Source organism: Virgibacillus sp. MSJ-26 (genome assembly GCF_018918075.1).
Lineage (GTDB): Bacteria > Bacillota > Bacilli > Bacillales > Amphibacillaceae > MSJ-26.
Map to the genome: position 1 here is coordinate 57962 of NZ_JAHLPW010000014.1, position 13468 is coordinate 71429.

Here is a 13468-nt window from a genome sequence, read left to right on the forward strand (position 1 = left end):
GACAACTTGCAGCAATTTCACTCCGAAGTTGGTCTTCATCTACGGGGATGAACATCAGCTTTTAGTCTAGCACATAGCGATCTCGCCCTGCACCAAGTCCAAACAAAATCACAAATACAGATATTACCATCAACACGATCAATGGAACTGTCCATGTCTCAGTCAAATCATATAGATATCCAATCAGCATCGGACCGACAGCGGCAAGCACATATCCAAATGATTGAGCCATACCCGAAAGTTCTGCCGCTTGCTTAGCTGTACGAGCTCTCAAACTAAGAAGAGTCAAAGCTAGCGGAAATGTTCCACCTAAAGCTTGGCCGTAGATGATTAAGCTAATCATCATAACAGAAAAAGAACTTCCTAATAGCAATCCTGTAAAACCACTTATAGCACAAATACCTAAAACAGCAACTAAGACTTGCTGAGATCTAAACTTATCAGCTAAAACAGGAACAATAAAACCTGCTGGTAAACCAATCATTTGAGTGAAGAACAATAGCCATCCTGCCGTTGCCATATCAACTCCGTAGGCATGCAATATTTCTGGTAGCCATGTTATTGAGACATAAAAGAGAAAGGATTGGAACCCCATAAAAAGAGCCACCTGCCATGCGAGCGACGATTTCCACATTCTATTATCTTCAGATTTAATAATTTCTACGTTCACGTCGCTTTCCGACTTGCTTTTCTTTACAAGATATATCCAAACAATAATTCCTATGAGAGCTGGTATTCCCCAAGCAAGTAAAGCTTTATTCCATCCAAGATTAAGCCCCTTAGCAAGTGGGATACTAACCCCTGATGCTGTTGCAGCAAAAATCCCCATAATCGTAGAATAAACACTGGTCATTAGACCAACTTTAAATGGAAATTTCTCTTTTATTACACCTGGTAAAAGCACATTACATACTGCAATCCCCACTCCAATAATGAACGTTCCTAAAAAGAGAAGGAAGATATTTGAGATAGAGCGCAAACCTATGCCAAATAAAAGTACAAATAATCCAGATAAAAGTGCTTTTTCATTTGTATATCTGTAACCAAATTTAGGAATAATCGGTGACATAATAGCAAATGCGATTAGTGGAAGACTTGTAAGTAAGGCGACATTCCAGTTTGATAATCCGATATCATCCCGGATAATTCCCATTAAAGGGCCGACAGAAGTAATCGCTGGACGCAGGTTGAATGCCACAGTTACAATGCCAGCGACTAACATAACTTTATATAATTGATTTGTTTTTTGTTCCAGATTTGTATCTTCCATAAAACGCGCTCCTTTTTTCATTACTATCACACTAATATAACATATAGAAAGACTTTTATTCAGTGAAGGAGCAAACATGACTACAATTTCCTACAATTTAACCGATATAACTATCAGATGGCTTGTTCAACTTGATCTAATCGAAAATACAGGGGGATACAAATGAAAAGAAAGAAAAAGGAAAACCAATCAAAAAAAACAAAAAAAGCAACAACCCCAACTCTAATAAAAAAACTAACAAACCGGCGTAAATCAATGCAACATCAAATCTTACTCCCTTTTTTAATATTAATTATCCTTACAGGAAGCATTATTGCTTTTATGAACTATCGATTGAGTACAAATGCGATGGTGGATCAACTCGCCGATAATGTCGTCAATGAGGTTGGAAATTTAAATGATACTTTTGATTTGTTTCTAATTAATACTGAAGACGTTTTAGATAGATTTTCAGAAAGTGAAGTATTTACATCCTTTACATTAAAAAAACAAGAAGAGACGCTCGCCTATTTAGAAGAAAGCATATCATCCCATTATCAGATTGAAAATGCTTATGTCGGTTTTGAGGAAACTGCTCAAACCCTCATCCCTAACCATATGGATGAAAGTTACGATCCGCGTTCTAGCAGTTGGTTTCAAATTGCTAAAGAATCAAATGAGGAGATAATCTGGTCAGCTCCTCATATTGATACAATATCAAAAGAAATGATAGTCACAGCTTCAAAAGCCATCTATAAGAAAGACCAATTTATTGGTGTTGTCGCTGTTGACATTCTGGCAGATACTATAATTGATATGGCCAATAATATTGAAGTTGGGGACTCTGGATATGTTGTCGTCATTGATCAAAATGGGAGCTTTATTGCCCATCCGGACGAACAGTTAATTGGCACTGGCGCAGATGATCAGGCTTATTTTAACGCTTTATCAAAAAGTGGCGACAAAGGACTCATCGATTACACTGAGGCCGGGGAAAATAGGGTACTAGGTTATGTGACAAATAATAAAACGGATTGGTTAATTGGTGAAACATCTTCTGCTGAAACATTTAAACACAAAGCAAATAAAATACTCGTTCCTATAGCGGTCACTCTACTTATTGTTATCATATTTGCGGTTATTATTTCATATATAACTACAAAAAGATTGATAAGACCAATTACATATTTACAATCGCTTATGAAAAAAGTTGAAGAAGGAAACCTTTCAATCAAAACTGATATTAAAGCAACAAACGAAATTAATGATCTAGCGCAAAGTTTTGACTTAATGTTACAACAGATGAGAGCAATGATTCAAAAGGTCAAACATGTTAGTCATGAAATTCTAGATGTCTCGCAGACTTTTGTCATAAGTACGGATGAAAATACCACTGCAGCCAATGAGATTTCTTCAACAATGGAACAAATCGCAGGGGGAGCTAGCGAACAGTCTCAGTTAATGGAGCAGAATGCCATTGCTACAGAGAAATTGTCAAATCTAATACATGATATAGAAAATCATAACAGTCAGGTGTTTTCTATATCAAAAGCAATGAATGATGTTGCTGGACAAGGCACTCGAACCCTCAATTTACTAAGAGAACAAACAAGTGAAACAGGGGTCATGACTGAAGACGTGTCTCAGGCAATTCAATCGCTTGAACATAAATCTAAAAACATTAGTGATATCGTCACAACGATTTCAGACATAGCAGGACAAACTAACTTGCTTGCTCTTAATGCCGCTATCGAAGCCGCACGTGCTGGTGAACATGGGAAAGGTTTTGCTGTGGTCGCTGATGAGGTTCGGAAACTAGCTGTTCAGACAGACCAAGCGTTAGGCGATATTGTCAATATAATAAATGAAATACAACATGAAACAAATCACACTGTCTCACTTATTAGCAAAACAAAAGAAGTATTTGAGACCCAAACTTCCTTTGTTAATGAAACAGATGATGCTTTTTCTAAAATTAATCAGGCCATTCAAACGAACACAAACCATATTGAAAAAGTAATGAATGTGATGAGTTCTATTTTACAACAAGAACAAACAATTTCTGAAAACACACAACATATCGCATCAATCAGCGAAGAAACGGCAGCAGGAACAGAAGAAATTTCTGCATCCATTGAGGAACAATCCACCTCCATGGACCAATTAAACCAGATGGCAGGTAACCTGGGGACAATTTCCAAAGAAATGGAACAGGAAGTAGATCGATTTAAAATAGAAAATTAAATACTAAAGAGGTTGGGACATAAGTATTTTAGTTAATTTAAAAGCGAACGTATTAAAGTATATTTATATAAATATACACCTTTTCAAGTCAGCGTAGAAAAAATACGTAGACTCTGGGACTGCAGCAAGCTTCGTCCCACCGAAAACCTTTGTGGGAGATGAGGCCAGACGTGCCCCCACCGTGCGTCATGAATGATGGAAGGATAAATTCGCGACGTCCTGTGAGGGCGCCTTCATGACCAACATCCTGTTGGCCCGAGGCTCATCAGCCGCCCACGGAAAGCGAAGTATTTTTCCGAAGCGACTAACGCTTACTTAAAAATGTTCGTCGTTTAATAACCAATACTTATTTTTGTCCCAACCTCTTATTAAGAAATTTGATTTACAAAGTTGTTAGACTAATTATAGTGAATATGAGCTTTTAACGCTTGCTGCAAATTAGCCATTGGTTGTGTGTCTCCTTCAAATTGAATGCCTGCTTCAATCAAGATATGAACAATTTTAGGCCTAATTCCAGTTGTGACTGTTTTTGCTCCCATCATACTTATCCCGTCAATCAGTTTCAGAAATTGTCCGACTGCATTTTGTTCTATTTTAGCAACACCGGATAAATCAATAATCAATGTTTCAATCCGCTGATCGCCAATACCAACCAAAATCTTTTCTTCAATAATAGAGGCACGATACATATCAATCGTTCCTGTGAGAGGGACAATGCTAACGGAAGAGTTTATCGGAATAATCGGTACACTTAACTTGTCCACCAAAGTTTTTGTCTCTTCAATCAGTTTATCTTTATACTCTGAATAACTTAAAAAGAAACTATTTAAAAATTGATCAATCATATCGTTGTTCGATTTTTCCATATTATAAAACTCTGTGCTCGTTCTTTCTATATCATTCATGCCATCGTATTGCTCTAAAAAGTTCCATAAGGTACGACGGATTGCTTGAATCCACTCCAACTTAAATGAGAGAGTTAAAGATTGTTTCGCCCAAGCAATTCCCTCCTGATGTGCAAAGGTTTTTACACTATCTTCATCTTCTTCCATAACATAGTGAATTAATTTGACGGCGTTCTCAATAAGATTAATATTACCTATCATATGTATTTCTTCTATTTTATCTCTAACATTCACTGCTTTTTTAAGAAGTGCTTCCTTAAACTGCTTTTTATTAGCAGTAAAAAAGTCGTGCATATTGTCTGCTTGCTTAAATCTGTTTTTCAATGTTACCACCCTTTAAATACAATGTTCTTAGCTTTTTTATTAATAGTAATTTAGATGAATACATTATAATAACTTATAATAAATGACATCAAAATTTAATCTCCATAAAAAGCGATAGCCTGCAATGTAATTAATGGGATTTGGCTATCGGTTATTATTGGGTCTTCAAGTTAATTGTTTTCATGACCAATATAAAAGGTTAAGCTAAGGTATTATAATAGTTTACCCTATAGCTTAACCTATGAAACCTCTCTACTAAACTTGCATCTGGGGAGTGGGTCGTTGTCCTATATCTCCTCCGTCATCCTTCCGTTGTTTTTGTACTAACCATACTAACATAATTATTCCTAAACCAATAAGGTTTGTATATAAACCTGGAGTGATCATTAATAAGCCACCTACTAACAGCGCTCCCCGTTCCCAAAGTTTCGAGTTTCGGATAAAGTATCCAATCATCGAACTGCTCACTGCTGCCATACCAAGAAGAGCAGTAGCAATAACTATGATGAGATTCACTACAGTAATATCTACACCTACTAAAATAGGACTATAGATAAATATATACGGTATAATAAATGCTGCAATTGCTAATTTTACAGCATTGACGCCTGTTTTGAACGGATTTGCACGAGCTATTCCAGCTCCGGCATATGCTGCCAAGCATACCGGTGGAGTAATATCCGCTACAATTCCAAAATAGAAAACAAACATATGAACTGCAATTGGCTCTAGACCAAACTCATTAATTAAAGCCGGCGCAGCGACTGTAGCAGTGACAACATAGTTTGCCGTTGTAGGGAGTCCCATACCAAGCACAATACAAGCAATCATTGTGAAGAATAGTGCTAACGGAAGAATTCCCGATGATAGAGCAATAATACCTGTAGCAAATTTTGCGCCTAGACCAGTTATACTTACAACACCTGCAATAATTCCTGCAGTTGCAACAGCTGCGATGACTGGAAGTGCTACCCTCGCTCCTTGCTCTAATACATTAATTGTTTCACGTAGGGACATGCGAGTTTCTTTTCTAACTAAACTTACTAGAAAAGCAGCAGCAATACCCATTAATGCAGCACGCTGTGGTGTGAATCCGATAACAATTGTTCCAACAATAATTACTAATGGCAGTAACATAAATCCATTTTTAATCATTAACTTTTTAAAACTAGGTAGTTGGGCTTTAGGTAAACCTAAAATCCCTAATTTTTTTGCTTCAAAATGTGTACCGATAAAAATTCCAGTGAAATACAGTATGGCTGGGACTAATGCAGCCAGCATAATCGTTGAATATGGAACACCAAGATATTCCATCATAATAAAAGCAGCAGCACCCATTAATGGTGGCATAATCTGTCCACCTGTAGAAGCAGATGCTTCTGTAGCTGCAGCAAATTCTGGTTTAAACCCTGCTTTTTTCATCATTGGAATGGTAAATGATCCGGACGCTACTGTGTTACCAACTGAGCTCCCTGACACCATTCCTTGGAGTGCACTTGCGGATACAGCTGCTTTTGCGGTACCACCTGTATAACGACCTGTAAGAGCAAAAGCTAAGTCATTAAAAAATTGTCCGATTTTCGTATGCACAAGGACGACACCAAAAAATAGAAAGAGGAATATGAACTTAGCGGAAATTTGGATGGGCGTACCAAATACCCCACTTTCTTGGAACCAAAGATTTGGTGCAAGCCGCTTTACAGAAAAGCCTGGATGCGACAGAATTTGTGTCGGAATATACTTACCAAATAAAGCATATAGAAGTGTAATACTCGCTACAATAACAATAGGAAGGCCGACTGTACGCCTTGTTGCTTCAAGTACAAGCAAAATTCCTAAAACAGAAATGATCACCTCAACTGTGTCATACCCAGAAATTCTGCTTCGAATGATTTCTTCATAAAAGAATACTTTATGGTACGTAACATACATGGCTATGAAGGCCAATACAACATCATACCAAGGAACTGATTTTTGCTTTCGATGCAATCCTTTTTTTGCCGGGAAAAGTAAGAACATCATACCTATTGCTGTCCCAAGATGGATTGCTCCCTGTTTTTGGGATGGTAATGTACCAAAAAACCCTGTATATAAGTGGAAGAGTGTTAGGTAAATACCAAGGAAAGCTACAATCCAACCCCATTTACCTATATTTACACGAAATTGATTTTCTCTATCGTACTTTTCTAGAATTTCTTGTGCCTCGTCTTGCTGTTTATGATGATCTTTTTTCATCTGACCACCATCCTCTCATTAATGAATATAGAAGAGGCTGAGACATTAGTATTTTTACAGGAAAATTCGAACTATATTTTGCTTATCAATCGCTTCAGAAATATATTCACTAAAGTTGCAAAAAAGTTCGTATTTAAAATTATGTCCCAACCTCTTCTTATTAACTATAACTGCTTATCTATTTTTACTTAATATCATCTAAACTATCAATATCTGCCTTTTCCCGTGTAATAAGTTGGACAACCTCTGGGTAAATATGTCCAATAAAGGCAACGTTAGTTACTTCTCCATCTTCAAAGTCACCTTCTCCATTGATAGCTTCGAGTGTTGGTACATGAACAGCCATACCTAGATCCATATCGCCATCACGGATTGTTGCTAAGTTCTCAACAGAAGCTCCAGTTTCAGTGTTGGTTACGCTAACATTGTCTAAGTGATTATTCCAAACGTTAGCCATTTCTCCGCCAAGAGGGTAGTACGTACCACCTTGACTTCCAGTTCCTAAAACCAATTCAGATTTGTCTTCTGATACATCTACTTCAGCAATTGGATTATCAAAATCTAAACCTTGTTCTTCATAATATTTAGCTGCACCTGGGTGGATTGGAATTCCTTCTGCTCCGTTAAGCGCGTTTTCCAGTGTCATATGCTCAGCTTGAGCATGTGTGTTTTCATCTGCATTTTCAACCATAAGTTTAGCAAGTTCATATCCTAGTTCCTCGCTAATTGTATCTGTGTTCCCAACAAGAACTGCATAGGCTGCTACTGTTTCTACATCTTCATCTAAAAACTCATATGTGTCTGCTGGAATAGTATAACGCTCATAACCTGCATGTTCCTCGATGTAATCAATCGCATCATCGGAAAACTCCATCATTTTTACGTCACCTACTGATGCCTGTAAGCTTTCAATGCTTCCAGCTGGTAGACCTAAAATACCAAGAGACATGTCGATGTTTCCATCTTGAATACCGTCCGCAGCGTCACCGAAGCCTTCTTGATATTCTTTATAATCGTCGTCACCAATATCATAAGCTTCAAAGATATACTTAGATAAAGTGTTTGTTCCACTTGCTGGTGGTCCGATTGCTATGCCTACTTTATCGCCGCCACACGCTGAAAGTAAAAGTAACATACTCAGCAGAATTGATGAAAAAACTATCAATCTTTTTTTAACCATGTTATTTCCCCCTATATAATTTTTATCTCTTTGCTAGCGCTTCCATCTAAAGAATGGGTGCAGTTAATATAATTATACTTTATTTTGAAGATTTAGCAACAGTCCATCTTATGTTTTCAGATAATTTTTAATTTACTGCTAGGTAGGAAGCTATTTTAAAACTTATGACTTTATGAAATATAACATTATATTTCTTTTTTGTCATATTTATGTCGAAATACATCAATATCCTGTTGCTGATTAACACTCTTATTGTTGTTTTCTATAGAATATAATATTCTTACATAATAAAAAATCCGAACACAACTCGAATAACGTTCAGTTTCGAATTGGTTCGGATATTATTACATAAGCGAAAGCGCTTTATCCTCAGGCACAGGACAACTTAAGAAGGAAAACGTAGTGGCGGGTTTTGTCACGTAAATTTACTGTTTAAGACCTCGAGTGGCTGAGCGCTTACGCTGGACGAACAAAAGTGCAAACGCCCGATTAGCAACGTACAAGTTGGAGAAGGCCTGACGAGATAAAGGAGACTTGAAGAGCGAAGCGATTCAAAGTCGACTTATCGTAGGAAGGCATTCGAAACTTGATAGTTGCTGGACGATTGCGCTGGACGAACAAAAGTGCAAACGCCCGATAGCAACGTACAAGTTGGAGAAGGCCTGACGAGATAAAGGAGACTTAATGTTATTGTTTCCTTAACTATAAAAACATTTTTAAGCTCATTTAGATTAGTCTATTAATCTTTATCTTTCTTACCTTTTTTCTTCTTTTTATCCCATTCAGATGTATGCATAACTGGATCATCTACCTTGTAGCGTTCCATTTTATCTTCATCCATGGAACCTGCATAGCCTAAATTTGCAACTACCCATTCTTCCAACTGTGGATCAAAAACCATTTCATATCTAATTTCTTCCTCTGTTTCTTGCAAGTTTTCTTTATCTCCAGCTAAAAACATATCTTCTTCAGTATAAGTTATTGTGTCAACGTTAATTTCCCAAAATTCATCATATGACATTTTTAGGTCGAAAGAATCTTGATAGAAATCAATCCCGTGGAAAGCACCTTTAAACACGATATCTTGCTCTTTATTAAATTCTGCTTCTTCTAAGATGACCTCCTGCAAAGGTATTGTGGTTGTGGTAAACACATCTTCGGAGCCAGTTGTGTATGTTTCTAAAAATTCTTCATTAAATGTAATGATAATATCCATTATTTCTTGTCTAAAATCTTCATTATCTCCAAAATTAAAGTCAATATAGGAATCTTCAATTGGAACATCATCAGTTTTCATAGTTCCCCAAGGAAACTCAGCCTCGAAGGAAGCATTCATCGTTCCATCTATAAGCAACGGTCCTACCCGACTATCTTCCGTTAAATCATAATCGGTTTCTTTTCCATTTATATATAATTTGATCGAACTCAATTGATCGTAATTATTTGTAAGTAGATCAAAAGACACATTATCTCCTTCGAGATGAAGATCAACTAAACTCGCCACCCCTGGATCAGAAGCTTCCACTTCCGCTTCTTTGTCTAAATGAAAGAAACCAGTGTCGTAAACAGCCTTTACTGTGTGTATCCCAGGTGTGAGGGGACCAACTTCATCACTAAAATACTCCTCATCAGCAGTAGCCAATTTGTCTCCATTTACAAAAATCTCTGTGTTTTCGTAAGTCGTAGAAACGTTAATATAAACGGGAAGCAAATTGAGTTTATAATCATCAATAAATAAGAGTTTCTTACCATCTTTAATTAATTCGATTGGATAAATGCTATATCCTGTTCCATGACCTTCTGCTTGACTCTCCAACTGAGCTACCATATTTCTCAAATCACTTTTATTAGAGCCATATAACTTTATAAAAGAATTCATCGTTTCTTCATTAATATCTAATTTTTCTTCATCAGTAGATAGTATTGAGATTAGCTTTTCGCTATCTTCGTCGTTAATGGCCTGTTCAAATTCCTTAACTAAATGAGAGGGTGAATTCATTTTATTTAATATTACAAAACCAATAATAAGTAGTACAATAATACCAAGCCCCGAAAAAATAAGTACATTCTTTTGCAGCACACCTTTTGATTGCACTGGTTGTTTATTTCCTGTTTGCGCCTCATCTAGCGAGTCAGCTCCCGACGTTGCTGAAATCTCTGATTTTGAAGTGACTTCATCTTTAGACACGCTAACCTCTTCTTCATTTTCTGTCTTTTCCTGATTTAGATCCTTATTTAATTGTGTATCTGTGGGATTAGGATTTGACTTATCATCAGTTTTTGATTCTCTTAGTTGTTTTCCGCAATGATTGCAAAATTTAATGCCTTCTTTTACCTCTTCCCCACAGTATTTACAAAATTCCATTAAACTCCCCCTTTTACTTTATCAGCTACTTTTCACTCCCCTATGAATATGTAACTCAAATAAGTTTTCATATTACTTATCTATTAGATTCTTAAGATGAATATGCGCCATGGCAGAGAAATAGCTTGTGCTAATATATCGACATTAAAATACATCATACAACAAATATTACAGGTATTTTACAAATGTTAAGTAGTATTACGAAAATGATTAATAAGACCTACCCTCACAACGTCAATCGATAGTCAATAAGACATATACGTAAACGAAACGAAAATTCCATTATAAAAAAAGCCCTCTACTGAGAGCCTCTCTTACTATATCCATTCAATTTTAAATCTTTTATTCCCTTTAATCCTATTAAGAAGTGGACGATCTGCATCAATAACTCTACCAAGTACATTAACCTTTTCATCAGCTGGCAAGTCGTTAACGGTTATTTGGATTTCACCTTGGTATCTTAAATACTTGGTATTATCAATGGTAATGCTGCCAACTAAACGTTCGACACAATTCTCTGGTTGTAATCCATCTTCTCCAATAGCTGCATAATGTCTTGATTCAACTGAACGAATACAATCTCTTGCAAAGTCTGCACGATTGGTGTGAATCCCGGCTACTTTATCAACAGATTGGCTAATATGTCGACTAGGAATAGCCCTTAAAGTTATGACTCCCTGCTTATAATCTTTAAACTGAGCAAGCGACTCAGAACGAATGCTGTGATCTCCGATTAAAATCTTATCTACAAATGCATCATGTCTCATTTCCAAAAAGGCAGCAAATGGTGATTCGTGACGATGTTTTTCCAATGTTGGTAACTTCATGAAAAGTGGCCCACGTAATGATTCATCCCCTGGGATAAATGCCATTACCGTTATCCCTTCCGCTTTTAGCTTTTTGTTTTGCTCAATAAAATGTGTCAACCCCAATCCAGTCTCAGGTCGTGGATAAAAATTATGCCACGCTTCCACTGATTCAACAACGAGACCATTTTTTTTCATTCGCTTTAGAGAGTCAAAAGGAATTGTGCTGGCATTTATGGCTATTTTCATCTTTTTAGATAAATCTATGATAGTTTGTTCATCGACACCATAATCAATCCGAAGTCCTGTCAAGCCTATATCTCGTAAGCCTTCTGCGTTTTTCCAATTATAGCCTAATGTCTTTAATGAATCTGGAGAAATATCAGCCATCAATTCCATATCCAGTTCTTTTGCAAGATTAGCTAGCTTTTTGAGTTGATCGCCATAGTTTGAATGATCATCTTCCGGAATATGGAGGGAGGTGAAAATAGATGTAAAACCATGCTCACGCATCATTTTAATATAGGCTTTTTGTTGTTCAATCGTTTGTGATAGATAAATAGAGATACCTAACAATTCAATCACCTGCTTAACATTTATATATTTTCTAGAATTTATTTTTTCTATAAAAAAAAGAAGCTGGAACATAAGTATTTTAGTTAAAGTAAAAGCGGACGTATATTTTTCCGAAGCGAATAACGCTCACTTAAAATTGTTCGCGTTTAATAACCAACACTTAGTTATGTCCCAACCTCTTATCCATTACATTTAAAAGACTTAAATACCATCCGCCATTTCTTCTTTGAACCCGAATAAATAAGTGAATAAGAATCCGAATCCATAAGATATAACCAAACCTATGAAATAGCTGAAGTACTTACCATCAGTGATTAACGGAATGAGTGATAAACCGGAAACACCAATTCCTGCTGCAGCTGTCGCCATCACAGCTTGGAACGCTCCACCTACAGCTGCACCAAGACACGCCGTTATAAATGGACGTCCTAGCGGAAGTGTAACCCCGTATAAAAGTGGTTCACCGATTCCAAGAAAACCAACAGGTAAACTACCTTTTATAATATTTTTAAGACGACTATTCTTTGTTTTAACATAAATGGCAATTGCTGCCCCCACTTGACCAGCGCCAGCCATAGCCAGAATTGTTAATAAAGCAGTTCCGCCGTATACGTCAATTAACTCTAAGTGAATTGGCGTTAAACCATGATGCAATCCTACCATAACCAGTGGTAAGAAGAATCCCGCTAAGACAGCTCCTGCCACAACACCACCAACTTCAATGAGTGAAGTTAATCCTGTTGTAATGCCGTCTGCTAATAATCCAGCAACAGGCATAACGGCGTATAAGGAAACAATACCTACAACTAATACTGTAATTAATGGAGTAAAAATAATATCAACAGCTGCTGGTATCACTTTTCTTATGTGCTTTTCAACGAAGGCCATTAACCATGCTGCAAAAATAACACCAAATAATCCACCACGACCAACAACGAGTTCCTCACCATAAAGAGTAATATCTGCAAGTGCTGGGTTAAATAATATCATACCGGCAATGGCACCAAGGACAGGAGTGCCTCCAAATTCTTTTGCCGTATTCCAACCAACAAGAATAGCTAAAAACGTGAAGATACTTCCACCTAAAACTAGAAGAATAGCCATCCATGTTGTTCCTTCACCAATTTCAGCGTTTTTTAGAAAATTCGCTGCCCCATTAATAATTCCTGAAGCCACAAGACCTGGAATTAACGGGATGAAAATATTACCGATTTTACGTAAAAAGTTTTTAAAAGGAGTCCGATTCTTTTGCTTAATATTTTCTCGTTTAATTGCCGCTTTTTCTTCAAATGTTAAATCATCTGTTTCTGGCTCAGAGTCTTCACCAACACCAAGCCCTGTCATTTGACTCATTTCTTCAGCTACGCGATTCACCGTTCCCGGCCCAATCACAATTTGGATTGTTTCATCAGGAACAACACCCATCACACCTTCAACTTGCTTTAATTGATCAAAGTCAGCCTTTGTGTCATCCTTTAATAAAACTCTTAGCCGTGTCATACAATGACCAATTCTTTTTAGATTACCTTCCCCACCTAATGCGGCTAGAATTTCTTCAGCCATTTTTTGTTGCTTGCTCATTTT

8 protein-coding genes are annotated in these 13468 nt (G+C 36.9%); 1 reads left to right on the forward strand and 7 read right to left on the reverse strand.

Annotated elements, in window-relative coordinates; genetic code table 11:
- Positions 1-61: 61 nt before the first annotated feature.
- Positions 62-1270 (reverse strand): CynX/NimT family MFS transporter, encoded by a 1209-nt coding sequence (locus tag KQI49_RS13445; RefSeq protein ID WP_216489676.1) that lies wholly within the window; start codon positions 1268-1270, stop codon positions 62-64.
- Between the two features lie 162 nt (positions 1271-1432).
- On the opposite strand from KQI49_RS13445, the gene KQI49_RS13450 reads away from it, so the two are divergent.
- On the forward strand, positions 1433-3493 hold the full coding sequence (locus KQI49_RS13450) for a methyl-accepting chemotaxis protein (RefSeq protein ID WP_216489677.1): 2061 nt from the start codon (positions 1433-1435) through the stop codon (positions 3491-3493).
- A gap of 398 nt (positions 3494-3891) precedes the next feature.
- Here KQI49_RS13450 and KQI49_RS13455 read toward each other — a convergent pair whose 3' ends face one another.
- From KQI49_RS13455 to KQI49_RS13480, 6 genes are all read right to left on the reverse strand, one after another.
- Positions 3892-4731 carry an STAS domain-containing protein gene (locus tag KQI49_RS13455; RefSeq protein WP_371817572.1) on the reverse strand — a complete coding sequence of 280 codons (840 nt, stop codon included), beginning with the start codon at positions 4729-4731 and terminating at the stop codon, positions 3892-3894.
- Positions 4732-4977: 246 nt separating this feature from the next.
- The gene (locus KQI49_RS13460) at positions 4978-6957 is read right to left on the reverse strand and encodes a TRAP transporter permease (RefSeq protein WP_216489678.1); all 1980 of its coding nucleotides are present in this window, start codon (positions 6955-6957) and stop codon (positions 4978-4980) included.
- Positions 6958-7141: 184 nt separating this feature from the next.
- Positions 7142-8137 (reverse strand): TAXI family TRAP transporter solute-binding subunit, encoded by a 996-nt coding sequence (locus tag KQI49_RS13465; protein ID WP_216489679.1) that lies wholly within the window; start codon positions 8135-8137, stop codon positions 7142-7144.
- Positions 8138-8876: 739 nt separating this feature from the next.
- Positions 8877-10502, reverse strand: a complete 1626-nt coding sequence (locus KQI49_RS13470) for a zinc ribbon domain-containing protein (protein ID WP_216489680.1) — start codon at positions 10500-10502, stop codon at positions 8877-8879.
- A gap of 317 nt (positions 10503-10819) precedes the next feature.
- Positions 10820-11893 carry a DUF871 domain-containing protein gene (locus tag KQI49_RS13475; protein ID WP_371817573.1) on the reverse strand — a complete coding sequence of 358 codons (1074 nt, stop codon included), beginning with the start codon at positions 11891-11893 and terminating at the stop codon, positions 10820-10822.
- Positions 11894-12085: 192 nt separating this feature from the next.
- Positions 12086-13465 carry a PTS transporter subunit EIIC gene (locus KQI49_RS13480; RefSeq protein ID WP_216489682.1) on the reverse strand — a complete coding sequence of 460 codons (1380 nt, stop codon included), beginning with the start codon at positions 13463-13465 and terminating at the stop codon, positions 12086-12088.
- Between the last annotated feature and the right edge of the window lie 3 nt (positions 13466-13468).